This window comes from Mesorhizobium newzealandense (assembly GCF_042682145.1).
Lineage (GTDB): Bacteria > Pseudomonadota > Alphaproteobacteria > Rhizobiales > Rhizobiaceae > Mesorhizobium > Mesorhizobium newzealandense.
The window spans coordinates 18,995-39,628 of sequence record NZ_JBHUGZ010000009.1 but is presented as its reverse complement, the minus strand read 5'-3'; the positions used below and the strand labels follow the sequence as shown (position 1 = coordinate 39,628).

Here is a 20,634-nt window from a genome sequence, read left to right as displayed (position 1 = left end):
AGGATTGTCGGCGGCGAGTTTCGCGGGCGTCCCCTGGCGACGCCCCGCAGCAGCGCCATCCGTCCGACGACCGATCGCACCCGCGAGGCCGTCTTCAACGTGCTGGCGCATCGCTTCGCGGAGCAACTGGACGGCGCCCGCGTGCTCGACCTGTTCGCCGGCACCGGCGCTCTCGGCCTCGAAGCGCTGTCGCGCGGTGCCTCCTACGGTGTCTTCATCGAGGATTCGGCCGAAGGACGTGGCCTGATCCGCGACAATGTCGAGGCGTTCGGCCTGACCGGCCGCACCAAGATCTTTCGCCGCGACGCCACGGGTCTTGGCGAAGCCGGCACGCTGGCGCCGTTCGGCCTTGTCTTCGCCGATCCGCCCTACGGCAAGGGCCTAGGCGAGCGCGCCCTGCAGTCGGCCAGGGCCGGCGGCTGGCTGCGCCCCGGCGCGCTGTGCGTGGTCGAGGAGGCGGCAGTGGCGCCCTTCGAGCCAGGTCCCGGCTTTTCCGTGCTGGACGAGCGCAACTATGGCGAGACCGTCATCCGCTTCATCGAGGCCGCCTGATACGCCCTGCATCCATGGCCGGCCTCTTTGCCGCCGCCTTTGCCGGCAACATGACGAACAATTCACTTTGCTTGTCGCCAGCACCTTGCCTATCGTCCTGCCAGGAAATCGGAGCCATTGATGACATCTAGAGTTGAATGGCTGCGTGGAACGCTGCTGGCGACGTCGCTGGCTTTCACCATGACCGGCCCGGTGCTGGCCGACAGCTCCGTGTCACCCAACACGACGCCGTTCAAGGTGACGGATTTCCTGCTCGACAACGGCATGGAGGTCGTCGTTATCCCCGACCACCGGGCGCCGATCGTCACCCACATGGTCTGGTACAAGATCGGCAGCGCCGACGAACCGCCTGGCAAATCCGGCATCGCCCATTTCTTCGAGCATCTGATGTTCAAGGCGACGACCCACCATGCCGCCGGCGAGTTCGGACCGCGCCATCTCCGACATCGGCGGCTCCAACAACGCCTTCACCTCCTACGACTACACCGCTTTCCACGAGACGGTGGCGCCGTCGGCGCTCGAGTTGATGATGAGCTTCGAGGCCGACCGCATGCGCAACCTCATCCTCACCGACGATGTCATCAAGACCGAGCGCGACGTCATCCTCGAGGAGCGCCGCTCGCGCATCGACAACAATCCCGAGGCGGTGCTGGACGAGGAAGTCGATGCGACGCTATGGCAGAACCAGCCCTATCGCATTCCGGTCATCGGCTGGATGCAGGAGATGGAACAGCTGAACCGCACTGACGCCACCGCCTTCTATGACAATTACTACCGGCCCAACAACGCCGTGCTGATCGTGGCCGGCGATGTCGAACCGGATGCGGTGCGGGCGCTGGCCGAGAAGACCTTTGGCAAGGTGGCGCGCGGCCCCGATTTGCCGCCGCGCATCCGCCCGGTCGAGCCTGAGCAGAACACCAAACGCACGGTCACGCTTTCTGACGCCCGCGTCAGTGTGCCGAGCTTTTCCACGCAATGGGTGGTGCCGTCCTATCATTCGGGCAAGCCGGGCGAGGCCGAAGCGCTCGACCTGCTGGCGGAGATCCTCGGCGGCGGCAACCGCAGCAGGCTCTACCAGGCACTCGTCGTCCAGCAAGGCATCGCGTCCAACGCCGGCGCCTATTTCCAGGGCACCATGCTCGACGACACCAATTTCACCGTCTATGGCGCACCGCGCGGCGACGCCAAGCTCGCCGACGTCGAAGCGGCGGTCGATGCCGAGGTGGCGCGCATCGTTAGGGACGGCGTCACGTCAGAGGAACTGGAAAAGGCCAAGGACCGCTATGTGCGCTCGATGATCTTTGCCCGCGACAAGCAGGATTCCATGGCCAACATCTACGGCTCGACGCTGGCCACCGGCGGCAACGTCCAGGACGTCCAGCAATGGCCGGATCGCATCCGCAAGGTCACCGCCGACGAGGTCAAGGCCGTCGCCGCGCGCTATCTGGTGCCCGCCCGATCGACGACCGGCTATCTGCTGCCGCAGCAACAGGCGGGGAATTGATTTGATGACGAACCTGCACCGCCACACCGCCTTCCCTTCTCCCCTTGTGGGGTCCGAAGGACGGGGCGAGACCAGTGGCTCGCCCCAAGGCAGTGGCCGAGCGAAGCTCGGTCGGATGAGGGGTGCTCCAACTTGGAGCCGAACGCACTCCGTCCAGCACCCCTCAAACGTCTCGGCGCTGCGCGCCGATTCACCTTCTCCCACAAGGGGGGAAGGGAAAGTCCGGCGCGCCGCCGCCGCATTGGCAACGCTCCTCCTCTCCATCCTCTTCCTGATTCTGCCGGCACTCACCGCGCGCGCCATGGACATCCAGTCCGTCACCTCGCCAAAAGGGATCACCGCCTGGCTGGTCGAGGATTATTCCGTGCCGGTCGTCGCCATCCGCTTCGTCTTCGGCGGCGGCTCGACGCAGGATCCGGCCGGCAAGGAGGGCCTGGCCAATCTGATGACCGGCCTGTTCGACGAAGGCGCCGGCCCGCTCGACAGCGAAGCCTTCCAGATCAGGCTCGACGATGCCGGCGCCGAGATGAGCTTCGACGAGAGCCGTGACGGCATCTACGGTTCGATGCGCATGCTGGCCGAGCAGCGCGACGAGGCGTTCGACCTGTTGCGGCTGGCGGTCAACGAGCCGCGCTTCGACCAACTGCCGATCGAGCGCATCCGCGCCCAGATCCTGTCCGGCATCATCGCCGGCGAGAACGATCCCGATACGGTCGCGCAGAACAAATGGGCGCGCGCACTCTATGGCGATCATCCCTATTCCCGCTCCGACCAGGGCACCAAGCAGAGCATCGCCACCATCACGCCGGATGATCTGAAAGCCTTGCACAAGGCGGTGTTCGCGCGCGGTGGCATCCATGTCGCCGTAGTCGGTGCTATCGACCCCGAGACCCTGAAGAAGAAGCTCGACATGGTGTTCGGCGACCTGCCGCAAAACCAGGCGCTGAAGCCGGTGGCCGATATCGACCCGAAGCTGGCGCAGCATGTCGAGGTCGATTACGACCTGCCGCAGACCTCGCTGCAGCTGGCTTATCCCGGCGTAAAGCGCAAGGCGCCGGATTTCTTTGCCGCCGTGCTGATGAACGAGATCCTTGGCGGCGGCACCTTCACCTCGCGCCTGTTCCAGGAGGTGCGTGAAAAGCGCGGGCTGGCCTACAGCGTCAACTCCTCGCTGGTCAACCAGGACCACGCCGATGCGCTGATCGTCAGCACCGGGACCCGGTCGGACCGGGCGGCCGAGACGCTGGGGATCGTCCGCGACGTGGTCAGGCAACTGGCCGAGGAGGGCCCGACCGCAGCAGAGCTGGCGGCGACCAAGAAATACCTGGTCGGCGCTTATGCCATCAACAATCTGGACTCTTCGAGTTCCATTGCCGCGACGCTGGTCGAGCTGCAGCTCGACGATCTCGGCATCGACTACATGCAGCGCCGCGCCGGCTACATCAACGCGGTGACGCTCGATCAGGTCAAGGCGGCGGCGAAAAAGCTGCTATCGACTGAGCCGACCATCATGGTCATCGGCCCGAAACTGGCCGGGGCCGGCAAGGGATGAGCCCGACCTTCGGCATCGCCTTCGGCGGCGGCGGCGCGCGCGGGCTGGCGCATATCCATGTCATCGAGGCGCTGGACGAACTGGGCATCCGGCCGGTGGCCATAGCCGGTTCGTCGATCGGCGCCATCATGGGTGCCGGCATGGCCGCTGGCATGACCGGCAAGGACATCCACAACTACGCCCGCTCGATCCTCGGCCGCCGCGCCGAAGTGGCGAGCCGCATGTGGCGGGCGCGGCCGGGCACGATCGCCGAAGCCATGCAGGGCGGCATCCGCGTCAGCCAGTTCAACGTCGAGCGCATCCTGAAGGCTTTCTTGCCCGAGGCCATTCCCGAAACCTTCGCCGAGCTCAAGATCCCGCTCAAGGTGACCGCGACGGACTATTTCGGCCACAAGCTGGCCGTCTTCGACGACGGCGACCTGCACTCGGCGCTGGCCGCTTCAGCCGCCATTCCCGCCGTGTTCCGCCCGGTGACGCGCGACGGAAGGCTGCTGATCGACGGCGGCATCTACAACCCGGTGCCGTTCGACCTGATCGAAAACGATGCCGACATCATCATCGGCGTCGACGTGGTCGGCGCGCCGGAAGAGGCCGATCGCAAGCAGCCGACCTCCGTCGACCTGATGTTCGGCGCCACGCAACTGATGATGCAGTCGATCATCGCCAACAAGCTGAAGCAGTGCCGCCCCGACATCCTGGTCCGCCCGGCAGTGTCGAAATACCGCGTGCTCGATTTCCTAAAGATCGACGCGCTGATGAACGAGACGGCCGACATCAAGGACGAGCTGAAACGGCAGGTGGAGCGGGTGCTGGAGGCTAGAAATGGCGCTGCCGTCAAGGGGCGGCGAGGGAAGAAGGCAGGGTGAGGGGCGGCGCGACGTCGGCAATTGATCGTCCAGGGTCGAGTGCTGTTGTCATACAAGCATGGAAGTCAATTACGACTTCGCCGTCACCGGCGCATACTCCAGCGCCACAACACCGTTGCTGAATGGCGTGACCGAAATCAGCTCGAGCGCTACTTGTTCATCGACGGGGAATAGCGGCTTGCCCTGGCCGACGGTGCCGGGGTAGCTGAGAAGCCTAATGCGGTCGACCAGGCCGTGGCGCAGCAACTGCTGCGCGACGCTGAGGCTGCCATGCACATAGATGTTGCCGCCGCTGCCTTGCTTCAGCGTCCTCACCACTTCCGGCAGGGGCCCCTTCAGCAATTCAGCCGGCTTCCAGTCGAGCGCCTTCAGGCTGGTCGAGGCAACATATTTCGGCAGCGCGTTGAACCGGTCGGCAAAATCTCCGGTTTCCTTGGGCCATGAGCCAGCAAAGATCTCATAGGTCGTGCGTCCCAAAAGCATGGCGCCGCTGTCGGCAAGCTCGTCCTCCTTGAACCTGTTCATCTCGTCGTTCCAGGTCACGCTGGGCAGCTTCTCCACCTCGGCAATGCCATCGATGCTGATGAACTCGGTGACGATAAGTTTTCGCATGGCGCGCTCCTTCTTCCGTCAGAGGACGAACCGTGCGGGCCTTCTGCGACATGCTTCGTGAAAATATCGCGGCGTTTTGTTGAGGAGTGGGCTTTCAGCACGAGCTTGCGAAAGACCGGTACCACCGGCCCGGACCAAATCCCGTGCGAAATGCCTTAGGCAATGATGCGGAATCTACGCTTCACCAGCGCGCCAACGCCGGTTCCTGAACACAAGGGACTTGTGAGCGAAGGCGCTCGTCTCAGTCCTTCGCCCGCTCCACATAAGCCCCATCCGCCGTCATCACCACCACGCGAGTGCCGGGGGCGATGTGCGGCGGCACCAGCGTGCGCACGCCGTTGGAAAGCACGGCCGGCTTGTAGGATGACGAGGCCGTCTGTCCCTTGGTCGTCGGCTCGGTTTCCACCACTTCGAAGGTAGCGCGCTGCGGCATCACCAGCGAAATGGCAATGCCATTGAACTGCGACACCTGCACGGCCATGCCTTCCAGCAGGTAAGGCGCCATGTCGCCAACCACGGCTTCCGACACCGCCACCTGGTCGTAGCTTTCCGGGTTCATGAAGTGAAAACCTTCGCCGTCGCGATAGAGGAACGTGTGCTCGCGCTCCTCCACATAGGCGCGCTCCACCTGCTCGGTGGTGCGGTAGCGTTCCGATACCTTCACCCCGTCACCGATGCGGCGCATGTCCAATTGGGTGACTGGCGTGCCCTTGCCCGGGTGGATGTTTTCGGCAAAGAGGATCACATAAAGCTTGCCGTCCTTGTCGACGACATTGCCTTTACGGAGCGAACTGGCGATGACTTTCACCACGGCTTACAATCCTGAAATGGTTGATTGGTACAAATCGGCTTCAGCAGCCGTCCGCTGCGGACTAGCGCATCTTGGCCGCAACCGCCAGCCCCCATTCCATATGATCTGAGCCTCATGAACGATACGTCGCCCGATGCCTCGCCCTGGTGGACGCCGCATGTCCATGCCGACCGCCGGCCGCGGCTGATGCTGCGCAACGCCATCGCGGCCGGCCTGCGCGACTGGTTCGCCCAGCGCGATTTCGTCGAGGTGGAAACCGCGGCTCTGCAGGTCTCGCCCGGCAACGAGGCGCATCTGGCGGCTTTCGCCACGGAAGTGGTCGGGGCGGACGGCGAGCGCTCGCCGCTTTATCTCCACACCTCGCCGGAATTCGCCTGCAAGAAGCTGCTTGCCGCCGGAGAGCAGCGCATTTTCAGCCTCAGGCCGGTCTACCGCAACCGCGAGCGCGGCCCCTTGCACCATCCTGAATTCACCATGCTCGAATGGTACCGGGTGGGCGAGGCCTATGAGAGCCTGATGCAGGATTGCGCCGCGCTTCTGACGCTGGCCGCGACAAGGGCAGGAACCAAGCGCTTTTCCTTCCGGGGGCGCGACTGCGATCCGTTTGCCGAGCCGGAACGGCTGACGGTGGCGGATGCCTTCACCCGCCATGCCGGCATCGATCTGCTGGCCACGGTCACCGCCGACGGCGGCACCGACCGCGACGCGCTCTACGCCGCCCTGGTTCGGGCCGGCCTACGCACCGCGCCCGATGACAGCTGGGCTGATCTGTTCAGCCGGGTGATGGTGGAAAAGGTCGAGCCTTTCCTCGGGCAGGGGCAGGCGACCATCCTGTGCGAATATCCGGTCGCCGAGGCGGCATTGGCGCGGCCGAGCCCCAGGGATGCGCGCGTCGCCGAGCGCTTCGAGCTCTACTGCTGTGGCGTCGAGCTCGCCAACGGCTTCGGCGAACTGACCGATGCCGATGAGCAACGCCGGCGTTTCGTCATCGAGATGGACGAGAAAGAGCGCATCTATGGCGAGCGCTATCCGCTCGACGAGGATTTTCTCGCCGCCCTTGCCATCATGCCACAAGCCAGCGGCATCGCGCTCGGCTTCGACCGCCTCGTGATGCTGGCGACCGGCGCGCAGAAAATCGAGGACGTCATCTGGACGCCTGTCGCCTGAGGGGAGGCCGCGGACCAGGACTAAGCGCTTGCAACCGGTCGCCGCTGGCTGCGCCGCGACAGAAGGTTGGCGACGACCAGCAGCACGATAGAAAGGCCCATCATCAGCGTCGCCGCGGCGGTGATCGCCGGGGAAAGCTTTTCGCGGAGCCCGATGAACATTTCGAGCGGCATGGTGCGCTGGTTGGCGCTGGCCAGGAACTGCACCACCACCACCTCGTCGAAGGAGGTGACGAAGGCAAACGCAGCACCCGAAAGCACGCCGGGCAGGATCAGCGGCAGCATCACCCTGAAGAACGAGGTCACCGGTTTCGCCCCGGAGATGGCGGCGGCGCGCATCAGATTGCGGTCGAAGCCGGTCAGGCTCGCCCCCACGGTGACGACGACGAAGGGGCTGGCAAGCGCGGTATGCGCCAGGATGATGCCGGCATAGGTGCTGGCAAGACCAATGCGGGCGTAGAACAGGTACGAGCCGACGGCGGTGATCACCACCGGCACGATCAGCGGCGACAAGAGCAGCGGCATGACGATGCGGCGTCCGGGAAATTTTTCGTCGGACAGCGCGATTGCGGTGAGCGTGCCCAGCACGGTTGCGATCAGCGTCGTGCCGAAAGCGACGATCAGGCTGTTGCCGATTGCCGCCTGCCAGCGCTGGGTGCCGAGCACCACCTCGTACCAGCGCGTCGAAATCCCCTCCAGCGGAAAGATGAAGAAGGTGCCGCTGTTGAACGACAACGGTACCGGGATCAGGATCGGCACCACCAGGAACAGGATGACGAGGCCGCACCAGAACCACAGCAGCCCGATGCGGATGCGTTCTCCAAGCGTTGGGTAGGGAGACAGGAGCATGGCTACACCAGCTTGAGGCGGTCGAGGCCGAGGATGCGGGCGAAGATGCCGAACAGTGCCAGCGTGAAGACGAGCAGGATGAAGCTCAGCGCCGCCGCCATTTCCCAGTTCAGCTCGACATTGACGTAGTTGGCGATGAAATTGCTGATCAGTTGGTCGCTGGCGCCGCCGATCAACGCCGGCGTTATGTAGTAGCCGAGGCACAGGATGAAGGTCAGCAGGCAGCCGGCCATGACGCCTGGAAAAACCTGCGGCAGGTAGACGCGGCTGAACGCGGTGAGGGGTCTTGCGCCGAGCGAATAGGCAGCCTTCATCTGCGACGGCCGGATCGTGCGCATGACGCTGTAGATCGGCAGCAGCGTGAACGGCAGCTGGATGTGGGTCATGGCGATGATCAGGCCGATGCGGCTGTACATCAGGTCGAGCCGGACCTCGGCGACGCCCAGCCACAGCAGCAGGTCGTTGACCAGGCCGAATTTCTGCAACAACACCGTCCAGGCGGCTGTCCGCACCAGGATCGATGTCCAGAATGGCAGCAGCACGGCGACGATGAGGATGGCGGCAAGGCCTTTCGGCACGCTGGCGATGAGATAGGCCAGCGGAAAGCCCAGGATCAGCGTCGCCAGCGTCACTGCGGCGGCGACGAAGAACGTCCGCAGGAACACCTGCAGGAAGATCGCCTGTTCGGGCGGTACGCGTTCGATGCCACCATCATTGTTCCAGCGCAGGTCAAGCGCGCTCATGAGATAGAACGAGGTGACGCTGTGGGTGCCGTTGGCAATGGCTGGCCAGGTGCCGGGCTGCGACCAGAACGGCACGGATTTCATCACGTCGAGCGGCGGCTTGTCGCCTGCGCCTTCCAATTGGCGCACTGTCTTCAGCACCTGGCTGCGCGCGCCTGGCAAACGTGCGTTCAGGCTCTTGGCAAGTTCGTACGCAGTGCCCTTGGCCTGGCTGCTCCTGAGGTCCGCCGCGAGCGCCACGAAGGCGTCGTCGTCGGGCAGGCCCTGGCCGTTCCAACCGCTGAGCGCCTGGGCGGTCTGCGGCAAGGCATTGGCGATCGTCGGATCGTAGACGGCGCGCGACAGCAAAAGCACGATCGGGATGCCGAAGCTCAGCGCCAGCAGCACCAGCAGCGGTGCGGCCAGCGCCAGCGCGCGAAGCCGGTCGCCGAATTCGGCGCGCCGCAGTGCTGCCGCCACCGACTTGGCCGGACCGGTGGCTGACCGGTCGCGGACTGCCCGCGACTGGTCGAGATGCGTTGGCTCCAGAGCCGACATTTTGCTTACTGCGCCAGCCAGGCGTTGAAGCGCTTGACCAGATCCTCGCCATAGTCGCCCCAGAACTCGGTGTCGGCGACGAGGTAGGCGCCGGCCAGATGGTCAGGCGCGTTCGGCAATTTCGGCAACGCATCGGCCGCGACGAAGGACGCCGCATCGGTCCGCACCGGCCCATAGGTGATGTAGCTGGCGAGCTTGGCATTGTTTTCAGGCTGGCTGATAAAGGCCAGATATTTGTAGGCGAGGTCCGGGTTCTTGGCGCCCTTGGGAATGGCGATCATGTCGTATTCGAGGATCTGGTTGTTCCAGACGATCTTGAACGGCTTCTTGTCGGTATCGATGGCGTTCTGGATGCGGCCGTTCCAGGCCGTCGTCATCACCACTTCCTGCGAGGCGAGAAGCTGTGCCGGCTGCGCACCTGCATCCCACCAGACGATGTCCTTCTTGATCGTGTCGAGCTTCTTGAAGGCGCGGTCGACGCCTTCCGGCGTTCCCAGCACCTTGTAGACATCGGCGGGCGCGACGCCATCGGCCATCAGCGCCCATTCGAGATTCTGCGCCGGGAATTTGCGCATGGCGCGCTTGCCCGGAAACTTCTTCGTGTCGAACAGATCGAGCACCGAGGTCGGGGCTTCCTTCAGCACGGTCGGATCGTAAGCCAGGATATCGCCATAGGCGTCGAGGCCGACACCGCAGTCGAGTGCCGACCCTTCGAGGAACTTTTCGCGCGGCGCGATCTTGGAATAGTCGAGACGCTCGAGAATGCCTGCGTCGCAGCCCTGCAGCACGGTCGCGGTCTCCACCGTCACCAGGTCGATCGGCACGTTGCCGGTGTCGACCATGGCTTTGACCTTGCCGAGATCGCCGAGATATTCCTGTTCGACGATCTTGGTTCCGGTTTCCTTGCTGAAAGGCTCGAACCATGCCTTGCGTTGCGCGTCCTGCCAGGCGCCACCGCTGGCCATGATCGACAGCTCGTCGGCGACAGCGGCATGTCCTATCGCCATCCAGGCGGTTGCCGCAGCGAGCGCGAGCAGTCGGGTCTTTGTGATTTTCATCTGATCTTACTCCCCTGTTGTTTTTGATTTCCATCCGCCCGTTCCGGCATCGGCCGGAAAGGCGCGGCAATCACCGAGCGCACAGGAAACCATCACCAGCTCCCCATTCGCACTGGTCGCTTCCGGGCCGACCTTGACGGTCAGCACCTGTCCATTTTCGAGCCTGGCCAGCAGCCGTTGGTGGTCGCCGAGATAGATGCGGCCATCGACCGTCGCCGCCAGTCTGTTTTCTGCGTGTCCGCCGGCCGCGAGGCTGAGCCGCTCGGGGCGGATGGCGACATGGCAGGCAGCACCGTCCGCGACGCCGATGGCTTGCGCGGTGATCGCGCCGCCGCCATCCAGCTCGATGCGGCATTCCTTGCCGATCACCCGCTCGACCTTGCCCGCCAGCGTGTTGTTCTCGCCGATGAAACTCGCCACGAACGAGCTCTGCGGTGTGTTGTAGAGATCGTCGGGTGAGCCGAGTTGGGCGATGCCGCCATTGTTGAAGACGGCGACACGGTCCGACATCGTCAGCGCCTCGCTCTGGTCGTGCGTGACATAGACGATGGTGACGCCGAGCATCGTGTGCAGCTGCTTGATCTCGAGCTGCATGTGCTCGCGCAGCTTCTTGTCGAGTGCGCCCAGCGGCTCGTCCATCAGCACCAGGCTAGGCTCGAATACCAGCGCCCGGGCCAGCGCCACGCGCTGCTGCTGGCCGCCGGAAAGCTGAGCCGGCCGCCGGTCACCGAACTGCTTGAGCCGCACCATGTCCAGCGCGCGGCTGACGCGGGCAACGATGTCGGCCTTGCCGATCTTGCGCACGGAGAGCGGGAAGGCGACGTTGTCTTCCACGCTCATGTGCGGAAACAACGCGTAGTTCTGGAACACCATGCCGATGTTGCGCTCATAGGGCGGCAGCCGGTCGACCGAGCGGCCTTCGAGCGTGATGACGCCGTTGGTCGGCCGCTCGAAACCGGCAAGCATGTTGAGCGTCGTCGTCTTGCCTGAGCCGGAGGGACCGAGAAGGGTGAGGAACTCACCGCGTGCGACACTGAGGTTCAGCCGCGTCACCGCGAAGGCACGACCGTCATAGGATTTCTCGACATCGACGAACTCGACGAATCCCAGGCGGCCGGCATCGGCGCCGGGCCCCGCGCGTTCGACCGACAAGGCTGCCGCTTTGGCCATCACCGGCCGGCTTCTTTTGTGCGGCTACAGGGGCCACGAGTCGAAACGAGCTGTTGTTTGCCGTGCATGTCCTGGTCTCGCATGACGCTGGCCGCTCAAGGGGCAGCTATCCAACTTGTATGCTCACACAATCTATGTCTAATCGACCATAGATGCAGACAAGTTTGCCCGTCAAGCGGCTTTTTGCGCGATTGTGTGAGTTTTAAGCAGCCATACTTCGAAATACAGGCCAGACAAGCGCTATTGTCCGGAGCATTGTCTTATGCTAGATGCGCCGTAGCTAGATCGTATCAACCCACCGAAAGCCGCATGCTTCAAGACCTCAAGCTCGCCTCGGATGAAGGTCCGGTCTATCGCCGCCTTGCCGATGCGATTGCCGAACGCATCGCGGCTGGCACGCTCGCCGTCGGTGACCGGCTGCCGCCGCAGCGCGAGATCGCGCGCGCGCTCGGCATCAACGTCACCACGGTGACGCGCGCCCTGTCGACGCTGCAGCAGCGCGGCCTGCTCGAAGCGCGGCCCGGACGCGGCACCACGGTTGCTGCCCGCGACACCGGCGAGAGGCCGGGATTCGTCTCGGCGCCGAGCGACGACACCGGCGTCATAGACCTTTCCGTCAACCGGCCGGCAACCTCCGCCTATCTCGACGCGCTGGCGCTGCTTCTGCCGCGCCTGTCCAAGGACCGCTATTACCCGACGCTGCAGGACTATCATCCGGCCGAGGGACCGCTATGGGCGAGGGCCGCGATCGCCGAATGGATGCGGCCGGTGGCCGGCGACGGCGATCCCGGCCGGGTGGTGCTGGCGGCCGGCGCCCAGCACGGGCTGGACTGCGTGCTCGGCGCGGTGACCAGGCAGGGCGAGGTCGTGCTCGCCGACGACGTGACCTATCAGGGCATCAACGCGCTGTGCCGCGTGCATGGGCTGGATCTCAGGGGTGTCAGCATGGACCGCGGCGGCATGCGGCCCGACGCATTCGAAGCCGCCTGCGCTCAGCTTCGTCCCCGCGCGGTGTTCCTGGTGCCGACCCTGCACAATCCAACGACCATCACGCTCAGCGAACAGCGCCGGCACGAACTGGTCGCCGTCGCCCGGCGCCACAACGTCCTGATCATCGAGGATGACGTCTATCGCCCGCTGGCTGACAATCCGCCACCATCGCTGGCCAGCATCGAGCCCGAACTGACTGTCCATATCGGCGCCTTGTCGAAATGCCTGGCGCCGGGTCTGCGGCTCGGCTTCGTCATCGCGCCACGCACCATAGCCGGCCAGGTCGCGGCGGCTTTGCGCATCAATTGCTGGAGCATCAGTCCGTTGACGGCGCTCATCGGCACGCGGCTGATCGAAGAAGGCACGGCCGCCCGCATCATCGAGGCCCAGAAACAGGAATTGCGCCGGCGCCAGGCGGTGCTGAGCGAAATCCTCGGCCGCTACGATGTCCAGAGCCACGCCACTTCGACCCATGCCTGGCTACGACTTCCCGAGCCTTGGCGGGGTGCCGGTTTCGCCCGCACTTGCCTGGAGCGCGGCGTGGCCGTGCTTCCCGGCGATGCCTTCGCGGTCGGCCGCGAACCGGTGCAGCATGGGGTGCGGATCAACGTCGGTGCCGCCCGCTCGCTGGACGATCTGCGCACCGCGCTGACCATGATGGCCGAACTGCTTGCAGCCGGCCATTTGCAATTGCCTGGCTTCGTTTAGGAATCCAACGGTGGCAGCAGAAGAAAAGGTTGAAATCGCCGTGGTCGGCGCAGGCGTTGTCGGGCTGGCAACGGCGCTCCGTCTTGCCGCCGAGGGTCGCGAAGTCCTGCTCATCGATCCCAATGAGCCGGGCTCCGGCGCCTCGTTCGGCAATGCGGGCACGATCGCCGAATACGCCTGCATGCCGGTCGGCAATCCGGCCGTGCTGCGCACGCTGCCGAAGCTGCTGCTCGACCCTGACAGTCCGTTTTCGCTGCGCTGGCCGGCCCTGTTCCAGCTGGCGCCGTGGCTGGTCAGCTTTGTCAAACAATCGCTGCCGGCGGCCACCCGCGCCAATGCACTGGCCCTCGCCGGATTGCTGGCCGAGGCCTTGCCGGCCTGGGAGGAAATGGTGACGGAGGCCGGCCTGGAGGACCTGATGCGCCGCAATGGCTGCCTTTACCTCTATCGCCGTGAAAGCGATTTTGCCGCCGGCGCCGGCGGCCGGGCGATGCGTGCCGGGTTCGGCATTCACCAGGAGATTCTGACGCCTGATGAGGTGGCAGCACTTGAGCCCGGCCTGCCGGCCAGCGGGACGCGTGGACTTTACTTCCCGGATTCGACGAACGTCACCGATCCGAAGACGGTGATGCAGCGGCTGCTCGGTGCGGCGATCGCGCGCGGTGCGTCGGTGAAGCAAGCGACAATTACCAGGCTGCAAGCCGAAACCGGCGCTGTCCGGCTCAGCGGTCCCGGCTTTGGCATCAAGGCGGGTATGGTGGTGATCGCCGCCGGTGCATGGTCGCGCGCACTGGCCGCGCAGGCCGGCGACAGCGTCCCGCTTGAGACGGAGCGTGGCTATCACTTGGAATTCCGGACCGACGCTCCGTTGCTGACCCGGCCTGTCTGTCCCGTCGATCTGGGTTTCTACATGACGCCGATGGCCGGCCGGCTGCGTGTCGCTGGAACCGTTGAGCTCGGCGGACTTGCCGCGCCGCCAAATCCGCGCCGGCTGGCGCTGCTCGATCGCGGCGTCAGGCAATTCTTTCCCAATCTAAGCTCATCTTCATCGGAATGGCTCGGCTTCCGACCGTCCCTGCCGGATTCCAGGCCGGTCATCGGTCCTTCGCCCGGCAATTCCCGAGTGATCCATGCTTTCGGCCACGGCCATCTCGGCCTGACGCTCGCGCCGATCACGGCGCGCCTGGTCGCCGAGTTGATCGGCGGACGCGGCCACCCGGCGCGCCTCGCACCCTTTGCGGCAGATCGTTTCGGTCGCTGATCAGCCGGGAGCAGAATATCGCCTCTGGCTCCTGTTAGTGCGCGAAAACCTGCTCCAGTGAGCGAAAACCCTTGAATTCCAGCGCATTGCCCGAGGGGTCGCGGATGAACAGCGTCGCCTGTTCGCCGGGTTCGCCCTTGAAGCGGACCATTGGCCGTTCCAGCCAGTCGATGTCGTCGCGCGCCTCCAGCCGCGTCGCCAGCCGTTGCCAGTCGTCCATCAAGAGCACGGCGCCGAAATGCGGAATCGGCACGACAATACCGTCGACCTTGCCGTCACTGGCCGCCGGCGCGGCCTGTGGCCGCAGATGCGCCGACATCTGGTGGCCAAACAGGTCGAAATCGACCCAGGTCGTTGACGAACGGCCGATCGCGCAGCCCAGCACTTCGCCATAGAAAGTTCGGGTTTCATCGAGATCACGGACCGGGAAGGCGAGATGGAAAGGCGTCATCGAAAATGCTCCGAGCGGGCTGCGGGTCGGGTTTGCCATGCCTCGGTTCGTGATGCGAACCGTGAACCGATGCATTTTGATTGAAGCCTATGCCATTGCACAAGCCGGACCGGAACAATAGATGGGTGGCAGCGGCTGGACGCTGGCCGCACCAGCAGGATCACGCGCATGACCGATATATCAGATGCAGCAAAATTGACTGACCGCGTCGCGGCTTTGGTCGAAGCTGCCAAAAAGGCTGGCGCCGATGCCGCCGACGCGGTGGCCGTGCGCAGCCGCTCGACCGGTGTGTCGGTGCGGCTCGGCAAGGTCGAAGGCACCGAATCGTCCGAGAACGAGGATGTCTCACTGCGCGTTTTCGTCGATGGGCGGGTTGCGAGCGTCTCGGCAACCGCCGCATCCGATCCGAGAACCCTGGCCGAGCGTGCCGTGGCGATGGCGAAAGTGTCGCCGCAGGATCCCTATCAGGGGCTGGCCGACCCGGCATTGCTCGCCAGACAGACGCGCGATCTCGACCTGTTCGACGCCACCGAAGTGTCAGCCGACCAGTTGAAGGAAGCAGCACTGGCGGCGGAAGCGGCGGCACTTGCCGTCAAGGGCGTGACCAATTCGGCCGGTGCTAGCGCCGGTGCCGGCCTGGGCGGCCTGGTGCTGGCCACATCGCACGGCTTCCTCGGCCACTATGTCGGCTCGCGTTTCTCGCGCTCGGCCAGCGTCATTGCCGGCGAGGGCACCGGCATGGAGCGCGACTATGAATTCTCCTCGCGCCAGCATTTTGCCGATCTCGATGCGCCCGAAGACATCGGCCGCAAGGCCGGCGAACGCACGGTGCGCCGCCTCGGCGCGCGCAAGGCGGCGACGGGGCCGATCGACGTGGTGTTGGACCCGCGCGTTGCGCGCGGCATTGCCGGCCATCTTGCCGGCGCCATCAACGGTGCCTCGGTGGCGCGCAAGACCTCGTTCCTGCGCGACATGATGGGCAAGCAAGTGGCTGCGTCCGCGATCACCGTCACCGACGAGCCGCTCAGGCAACGCGGCCAGGCCTCGCGCCCGTTCGACGGCGAAGGCATCGAGGGCGAGAAGCTGTTGATGGTTGAAAAAGGCGTGCTCAACCACTGGTTCCTGTCGACATCGGCCGCGCGCGAGCTTGGTCTCGTCACCAATGGGCGCGGCGCGCGCGGCGGCTCCTCCGTCTCGCCGTCCTCGACCAATCTCGCCATAGAGCCCGGCGAACTGTCGCCGGAAGAGCTGATCAAATCGCTCAAGACCGGCTTCTACGTCACCGAGGTGTTCGGCCAGGGCGTCGACATGGTCACCGGCGAATACAGCCGTGGCGCCTCCGGCTTCTGGATCGAGAATGGTGCGCTGGCCTATCCCGTCGCGGAGGTCACCATCGCCTCGAACCTGAAGACCATGTTCCTCAACATGGTGCCGGCTGATGACCTCGACCGCAATTTCGGCACCGCCGCCCCCACGCTCCTGATCGAAGGCATGACCCTTGCCGGAGCATGAGCTGATCTCTCCCGGGGCCACCGAAGATCTGCCACTGCTGCGCGATGCCGCCCGCGAGGCGGGGGTCATCGCCATGCGCTATTTCGGCAACAACCCGCAAGTCTGGATGAAGGGCGGCACATCGCCGGTCAGCGAGGCCGATCATGCCGCCGACGCTTATCTGCGCCAGACGTTGCTTGCGGCGCGGCCGGACTATGGCTGGCTGTCGGAAGAAACCGCAGACGATCCGGTTCGGCTTTCTGCACGCCGCACCTTCGTCGTCGACCCGATCGACGGCACGCGCGGCTTCCTGGAAGGTCAGCGCACCTGGTGCGTCAGCGTTGCCGTCGTCGAGCATGGCCGCACGCTTGCCGGGGTGCTGGAATGCCCGGCGATGGACGAGACCTACTGGGCGCTGCCCGGACAGGGCGCCTTCCGCAACGGCAAGCGCATTGCGGTGCGCAAGCTGGCGGATACGGCCGAGATTTCCGGGCTGAAGCAGTTGACCGACCTGATGCCAGCCGAATGGCAGGCGCGGCTGAAGCGGGCGCCCTACAGCCCTTCGCTCGCCTATCGGCTGGCCATGATCGCCAATGGCGCGCTGGACGCCACTTTCGTCAAGCCGAACGCGCATGACTGGGACATTGCCGCCGCCGATCTCATCCTGCGCGAGGCCGGCGGCCAGTTGCTCGACCAGCATGGCCGCGCGCCGCTCTATGCCGGCGAGGTCACCCGCCACGGCGCGCTCGCCGCCGGCAGCGGTGAACTGCTGGCCGTGCTCGCCGGCGTCATCGCCGGGCTGGATGCGTGAAAGCGTTTTCGAAGGTTCCAAAGTCGGCGGCTTTGGTCTAGACCTGTCACAAACTCACGATATGTGAAGGACCGACATGGCCGCGGAAGACGGAAAGAAGCAGCTTTTGCACCTGGTGTTCGGCGGCGAACTGAAGAAACTTGGGGGCACCGAGTTCCGCGATCTCGACGGGCTCGACATCGTCGGCATCTATCCGGACTATCAATCCGCGCACACGGCGTGGAAAGCCAAGGCGCAAGCCAGCGTGGACAATGCCCATATGCGTTATTTCGTCGTTCATCTGCACCGGCTGCTGGACCCCGACAGCAAGGCCGTCGGTTGATTTCGATGGAGCATGATCTGGCGAAAAGGCCAGCGAGCGAGGCCGCGCCCAAGGCCAGGGGGCGCAGCCGCACGACCAAGGCCTTCTGGCGCAAGATTCGTCAACCGCTGGCGCAGTCGCGATTCGTCAAGAACGCCATAGCCAGCCTGTTCGCCCAGTTCGTGCGGCTCGTGCGCCTGACCAATCGCCTCGTCGAGGGATCGGCACGCTTCTCGGGCGGGGCGTATACCGAATTCGAGCCCGGCATCATCGCCCTGTGGCACGGCCAGCACCTGCTGACGCCAGCCTACTACCCCAAGCGCAAGCCCCTGGTCGCCATGGTCTCGCGCAGCGCCGATGCCGAGCTCAACGCGCTGATGCTGCAGAAATTCGGCATCGAGGCGGTGCGCGGTTCGGGCGGACGTGAAAATGCCAGGCATATCGACAAGGGCGGGGCAAAAGCGCTTATCGCCCTCAAAAAGTCGCTCGCCGCCGGCAAGAACGTTGCCATGATCGCAGACATTCCGCACGGTACGCCTCGAGACGCAGGGCTTGGTATCGTTCTCCTGGCGCGGCTCTCGGGCCGGCCGCTGCTGCCTGTCGCCATCACCACCAGCCGCCGCAAGGTGCTGGAGAAGAGCTGGGACAAGACCACCATCAACCTGCCGTTCGGTCGCTCGTCGATCGTCATCGGCACGCCGATCTTCGTGTCGGCCGGCGCCGATGACGCCGAAATGGAGCGCAAGCGCCAAGAAGTCACGGCCGCGCTCAATGCCGCGACCGCCGAGGCCTACCGTCTCGTGGATGGCCCGCGATGAGCGGTCGCTGGGCGCGAGCCATGTTGTCGGCATACCGTTTCGCCGGTGCCGCCGCCTATCCGCTGGTCGGACCCTATGTCGCCTGGCGCACCTCGCGCGGCAAGGAAGACCGCAGCCGCCGCCGCGAGCGCTACGGCGTCGCCGGCCGTCCGCGCCCCGATGGGCCGGTGATCTGGATCCATGCGGCGAGCGTCGGTGAGACCTTGGCTGTCGTGCCGCTGGTCGAAAGCATTCTCGATTACGGCGTCAACATCGTGCTGACCACCGGCACGGTCACCTCGGCGCAGGTCGTCGACGAGCGGCTCGGCGATCGCATCATCCACCAATATGTGCCGCTCGACCTCAAGCCGGCGGTCAGCCGATTCCTCGACCACTGGCAGCCGGACCTGGCGATCATCGCCGAATCCGAAATCTGGCCGATGACCATCCTCGAGCTTGGCGCGCGCCGCGTGCCGCAGGTGCTGGTCAATGGCAGGCTGTCCGACCGCTCGTTCACGTCGTGGAAGAAGCGGGCCAACATCGCCGAGGCGCTGTTCGAGAACCTGGCACATGTCGTTGCCCAGTCGGATGTCGATGGCGAGCGCTTCCGTTCGCTCGGCGCCCGCCCGGTAACCGTGTCTGGCAACCTCAAGTCCGATACCTCGCCGCCGCCTGTCGACGAGCGGGTGCTGGCGACGCTGCGGCGGCAGATCGGCGCACGCCCGACCTGGGCGGCGATCTCGACCCATGACGGCGAAGAGGTGGTCGCCGCCGAAGTCCATGCGACACTGCACAAACGCCACCATGGTCTTCTGACCATCGTCGTTCCGCGCCATCCCGATCGCGCCGAGGCGCTGGCGGCGCAGATTTTCGGCATGGGCCTGAAGGTGGCGCGACGCAGCAAGGGCGACAGGATCGCTGCCGACACCGACATCCTGCTTGGCGATACGATCGGCGAGATGGGGCTCTATCTCCGGCTGACCGAAATCGCCTTTGTCGGCCGCTCGCTGACCTCGGAGGGCGGCCAGAACCCGCTGGAGCCGGCCATGCTCGACACGGCGGTTCTCGCTGGGCGCAATGTGCAGAATTTTCGCGAGGCCTACCAGCGCCTGCTCGACAGCGGCGGTGCCAAGCTGGTGCGCGACCGCGACATGCTGGCCGGCGCCGTCAATTTCCTTTTGACCAACGAAGTGGCGCGTCACGAGATGATGGCGGCGGGGGTCGCGACCGTCGACGAGATGCGCGGTGCGCTGGCGCGCACATTGAAATCGCTCGAGCCCTACATCCAGCCGTTGGTCGTCAAGTCGCGCCTGAAGGGCGCGAACGGGCGCTAAAGTGGCTTCCGAAGCACCACCATTCTGGTGGGAAGAGCCGGACTGGCGGGTCCTGGCACTGTCGCCTCTTTCGGCCATCTATGCGCTCGTCGCCGGCCGCGGCATGCGGCGCGCCCGGCGCGAGAAGATCGAGGCGCCGGTTCTGTGTATCGGCAATTTCACCGTTGGCGGCACCGGCAAGACGCCGGTGGCGATCGCCTTGGCCGAACAGGCCAAACGCATGCAGCTCAAACCCGGTTTCCTGTCGCGCGGTCATGGCGGCTCGTTCGCCGAGCCGCATGTCGTCGATGCGCATCACGACAGCGCCAGGCATGTCGGCGACGAGCCGCTGCTCCTGGCTGAACACGCGCCGGTGGCGGTGACACCGAACCGCGCCGCCGGCGCCCGGTTACTGCTGGAAAAACACGGTTGCGATTTCCTGATCATGGACGACGGGTTCCAGAGCGCACGCATCCACATCGACTATGCGCTGGTGGTCGTCGATGCGCGCTACGGCATCGGCAATGGCCGCGTCATTCCGGGTGGTCCCCTCCGGGCCAAGATCGTCGACCAGCTGGTCTTCACCAGCGGGCTGCTGAAAATGGGTGAGGGTACCGCAGCCGATGCCGTGGTCCGCCAGGCAGCGCGCGCCGCCCGGCCGATCTTCGAGGCCCATACCGGACCGAGCAACAAGCAGGGGTTTGCCGGCAAGCGCTTCCTCGCCTTCGCCGGCATCGGCCATCCCGAGAAATTCTTCGATACGGTGCGCGAGGCCGGCGGCGAGCTGGTGTTGACGCGGCCGTTTCCGGACCATCATTTCTATGGCGAGGACGAGCTTGCCGAACTGGTGGCGACGGCTCGCGCCGAAGGGCTCGGCCTCATCACCACCGCCAAGGATGCCGCCCGGCTGCGCCACGGCGCCTCACAGGACTTTCTCGACCGGCTCGAGGTGCTGGAGATCGACACCGTGTTCGAACTCGACAATGTGCCGGAACGCATCATTCACGAGACGCTTGATGCCTGGCGCCAGCGCAAGCTGAAGGGCTGACCTGCCGCCTGTCGTGCTGAAGTGCGTTGCCGTTCTGCGACAA

At 65.1% G+C, this 20,634-nt stretch carries 19 protein-coding genes and 1 pseudogene; 13 read left to right on the top strand and 7 right to left on the bottom strand.

Going from position 1 to position 20,634, the window contains the following annotated elements:
- The 4 genes and pseudogenes from rsmD to ACFSOZ_RS14305 form a co-directional block, all read left to right on the top strand.
- Nucleotides 1-552: 16S rRNA (guanine(966)-N(2))-methyltransferase RsmD (rsmD, locus tag ACFSOZ_RS14320; RefSeq protein ID WP_379098908.1), on the top strand; the 552-nt coding region annotated here is incomplete at its 5' end.
- A 237-nt stretch (nucleotides 553-789) separates the two neighbouring features.
- Nucleotides 790-2,056: pseudogene (locus ACFSOZ_RS14315) on the top strand (M16 family metallopeptidase).
- A 115-nt stretch (nucleotides 2,057-2,171) separates the two neighbouring features.
- Complete coding sequence (locus ACFSOZ_RS14310; protein ID WP_379098905.1) at nucleotides 2,172-3,608, top strand: M16 family metallopeptidase; 1,437 nt, start codon at nucleotides 2,172-2,174, stop codon at nucleotides 3,606-3,608.
- Complete coding sequence (locus ACFSOZ_RS14305; RefSeq protein WP_379098902.1) at nucleotides 3,605-4,474, top strand: patatin-like phospholipase family protein; 870 nt, start codon at nucleotides 3,605-3,607, stop codon at nucleotides 4,472-4,474. Before ACFSOZ_RS14310 ends, ACFSOZ_RS14305 begins: the two co-directional genes overlap by 4 nt.
- A gap of 69 nt (nucleotides 4,475-4,543) precedes the next feature.
- On the opposite strand, the gene ACFSOZ_RS14300 is transcribed toward ACFSOZ_RS14305, so the two are convergent.
- Complete coding sequence (locus ACFSOZ_RS14300) at nucleotides 4,544-5,086, bottom strand: dihydrofolate reductase family protein (protein ID WP_379098900.1); 543 nt, start codon at nucleotides 5,084-5,086, stop codon at nucleotides 4,544-4,546.
- A 241-nt stretch (nucleotides 5,087-5,327) separates the two neighbouring features.
- Nucleotides 5,328-5,897 (bottom strand): elongation factor P, encoded by a 570-nt coding sequence (gene efp / locus ACFSOZ_RS14295; RefSeq protein ID WP_379098897.1) that lies wholly within the window; start codon nucleotides 5,895-5,897, stop codon nucleotides 5,328-5,330.
- A 114-nt stretch (nucleotides 5,898-6,011) separates the two neighbouring features.
- On the opposite strand from efp, the gene epmA reads away from it, so the two are divergent.
- Entirely contained in the window at nucleotides 6,012-7,064 is a 1,053-nt protein-coding gene (gene epmA / locus ACFSOZ_RS14290) for an EF-P lysine aminoacylase EpmA (RefSeq protein ID WP_379098895.1), read from the top strand.
- Nucleotides 7,065-7,084: 20 nt separating this feature from the next.
- On the opposite strand, the gene ACFSOZ_RS14285 is transcribed toward epmA, so the two are convergent.
- The 4 genes from ACFSOZ_RS14285 to ACFSOZ_RS14270 are packed head-to-tail and all read right to left on the bottom strand — an operon-like array spanning nucleotide 7,085 to nucleotide 11,420.
- The gene (locus ACFSOZ_RS14285; protein WP_379098893.1) at nucleotides 7,085-7,912 is read right to left on the bottom strand and encodes an ABC transporter permease; all 828 of its coding nucleotides are present in this window, start codon (nucleotides 7,910-7,912) and stop codon (nucleotides 7,085-7,087) included.
- Between the two features lie 2 nt (nucleotides 7,913-7,914).
- Nucleotides 7,915-9,192, bottom strand: a complete 1,278-nt coding sequence (locus ACFSOZ_RS14280) for an ABC transporter permease (RefSeq protein ID WP_379098890.1) — start codon at nucleotides 9,190-9,192, stop codon at nucleotides 7,915-7,917.
- Nucleotides 9,193-9,197: 5 nt separating this feature from the next.
- Complete coding sequence (locus ACFSOZ_RS14275; RefSeq protein WP_379098887.1) at nucleotides 9,198-10,250, bottom strand: ABC transporter substrate-binding protein; 1,053 nt, start codon at nucleotides 10,248-10,250, stop codon at nucleotides 9,198-9,200.
- A 6-nt stretch (nucleotides 10,251-10,256) separates the two neighbouring features.
- Entirely contained in the window at nucleotides 10,257-11,420 is a 1,164-nt protein-coding gene (locus tag ACFSOZ_RS14270) for an ABC transporter ATP-binding protein (RefSeq protein ID WP_379098884.1), read from the bottom strand.
- Nucleotides 11,421-11,729: 309 nt separating this feature from the next.
- Here ACFSOZ_RS14270 and ACFSOZ_RS14265 point away from each other — a divergent pair, with 309 nt between their 5' ends.
- On the top strand, nucleotides 11,730-13,118 hold the full coding sequence (locus tag ACFSOZ_RS14265; RefSeq protein WP_379098882.1) for an aminotransferase-like domain-containing protein: 1,389 nt from the start codon (nucleotides 11,730-11,732) through the stop codon (nucleotides 13,116-13,118).
- Nucleotides 13,119-13,128: 10 nt separating this feature from the next.
- Nucleotides 13,129-14,379 (top strand): NAD(P)/FAD-dependent oxidoreductase, encoded by a 1,251-nt coding sequence (locus tag ACFSOZ_RS14260; RefSeq protein ID WP_379098879.1) that lies wholly within the window; start codon nucleotides 13,129-13,131, stop codon nucleotides 14,377-14,379.
- A 34-nt stretch (nucleotides 14,380-14,413) separates the two neighbouring features.
- Here the strand turns inward: ACFSOZ_RS14260 and ACFSOZ_RS14255 are convergent, their stop codons facing one another.
- Complete coding sequence (locus ACFSOZ_RS14255; RefSeq protein ID WP_379098913.1) at nucleotides 14,414-14,830, bottom strand: VOC family protein; 417 nt, start codon at nucleotides 14,828-14,830, stop codon at nucleotides 14,414-14,416.
- Nucleotides 14,831-14,998: 168 nt separating this feature from the next.
- Between ACFSOZ_RS14255 and ACFSOZ_RS14250 the strand changes: the two genes are divergently transcribed.
- From ACFSOZ_RS14250 to lpxK, 6 genes are all read left to right on the top strand, one after another.
- Nucleotides 14,999-16,342 (top strand): TldD/PmbA family protein, encoded by a 1,344-nt coding sequence (locus ACFSOZ_RS14250; RefSeq protein ID WP_379098877.1) that lies wholly within the window; start codon nucleotides 14,999-15,001, stop codon nucleotides 16,340-16,342.
- A complete protein-coding gene (locus ACFSOZ_RS14245) occupies nucleotides 16,329-17,132 on the top strand; it encodes a 3'(2'),5'-bisphosphate nucleotidase CysQ (RefSeq protein WP_379098874.1) in 804 nt (267 codons plus the stop codon). The genes ACFSOZ_RS14250 and ACFSOZ_RS14245 overlap by 14 nt, the downstream gene beginning before the upstream one ends.
- Nucleotides 17,133-17,208: 76 nt before the next feature.
- Nucleotides 17,209-17,454, top strand: a complete 246-nt coding sequence (locus ACFSOZ_RS14240; protein WP_006204049.1) for a DUF4170 domain-containing protein — start codon at nucleotides 17,209-17,211, stop codon at nucleotides 17,452-17,454.
- Between the two features lie 5 nt (nucleotides 17,455-17,459).
- Complete coding sequence (locus ACFSOZ_RS14235) at nucleotides 17,460-18,251, top strand: lysophospholipid acyltransferase family protein (protein ID WP_379098871.1); 792 nt, start codon at nucleotides 17,460-17,462, stop codon at nucleotides 18,249-18,251.
- Nucleotides 18,248-19,564: a lipid IV(A) 3-deoxy-D-manno-octulosonic acid transferase gene (waaA, locus tag ACFSOZ_RS14230; protein WP_379098868.1), complete on the top strand. Its 1,317-nt coding sequence runs from the start codon at nucleotides 18,248-18,250 to the stop codon at nucleotides 19,562-19,564. The genes ACFSOZ_RS14235 and waaA overlap by 4 nt, the downstream gene beginning before the upstream one ends.
- Nucleotide 19,565: 1 nt before the next feature.
- A complete protein-coding gene (gene lpxK, locus ACFSOZ_RS14225; protein ID WP_379098866.1) occupies nucleotides 19,566-20,591 on the top strand; it encodes a tetraacyldisaccharide 4'-kinase in 1,026 nt (341 codons plus the stop codon).
- The last annotated feature ends 43 nt before the right edge of the window (nucleotides 20,592-20,634 follow it).

Excerpts from the sequence above, each read along its gene's own strand:
- waaA (WP_379098868.1), top strand. The coding sequence starts at position 18,248 with ATGAGCGGTCGCTGGGCGCGAGCCATGTTGTCGGCATACCGTTTCGCC.
- ACFSOZ_RS14300 (WP_379098900.1), bottom strand. The coding sequence starts at position 5,086 with ATGCGAAAACTTATCGTCACCGAGTTCATCAGCATCGATGGCATTGCC.
- ACFSOZ_RS14255 (WP_379098913.1), bottom strand. The coding sequence starts at position 14,830 with ATGACGCCTTTCCATCTCGCCTTCCCGGTCCGTGATCTCGATGAAACC.
- ACFSOZ_RS14250 (WP_379098877.1), top strand. The coding sequence starts at position 14,999 with ATGACCGATATATCAGATGCAGCAAAATTGACTGACCGCGTCGCGGCT.
- epmA (WP_379098895.1), top strand. The coding sequence starts at position 6,012 with ATGAACGATACGTCGCCCGATGCCTCGCCCTGGTGGACGCCGCATGTC.
- ACFSOZ_RS14235 (WP_379098871.1), top strand. The coding sequence starts at position 17,460 with ATGGAGCATGATCTGGCGAAAAGGCCAGCGAGCGAGGCCGCGCCCAAG.
- ACFSOZ_RS14265 (WP_379098882.1), top strand. The coding sequence starts at position 11,730 with ATGCTTCAAGACCTCAAGCTCGCCTCGGATGAAGGTCCGGTCTATCGC.
- ACFSOZ_RS14270 (WP_379098884.1), bottom strand. The coding sequence starts at position 11,420 with ATGGCCAAAGCGGCAGCCTTGTCGGTCGAACGCGCGGGGCCCGGCGCC.
- ACFSOZ_RS14275 (WP_379098887.1), bottom strand. The coding sequence starts at position 10,250 with ATGAAAATCACAAAGACCCGACTGCTCGCGCTCGCTGCGGCAACCGCC.
- ACFSOZ_RS14310 (WP_379098905.1), top strand. The coding sequence starts at position 2,172 with ATGAGGGGTGCTCCAACTTGGAGCCGAACGCACTCCGTCCAGCACCCC.
- ACFSOZ_RS14305 (WP_379098902.1), top strand. The coding sequence starts at position 3,605 with ATGAGCCCGACCTTCGGCATCGCCTTCGGCGGCGGCGGCGCGCGCGGG.
- ACFSOZ_RS14285 (WP_379098893.1), bottom strand. The coding sequence starts at position 7,912 with ATGCTCCTGTCTCCCTACCCAACGCTTGGAGAACGCATCCGCATCGGG.
- ACFSOZ_RS14240 (WP_006204049.1), top strand. The coding sequence starts at position 17,209 with ATGGCCGCGGAAGACGGAAAGAAGCAGCTTTTGCACCTGGTGTTCGGC.
- ACFSOZ_RS14280 (WP_379098890.1), bottom strand. The coding sequence starts at position 9,192 with ATGTCGGCTCTGGAGCCAACGCATCTCGACCAGTCGCGGGCAGTCCGC.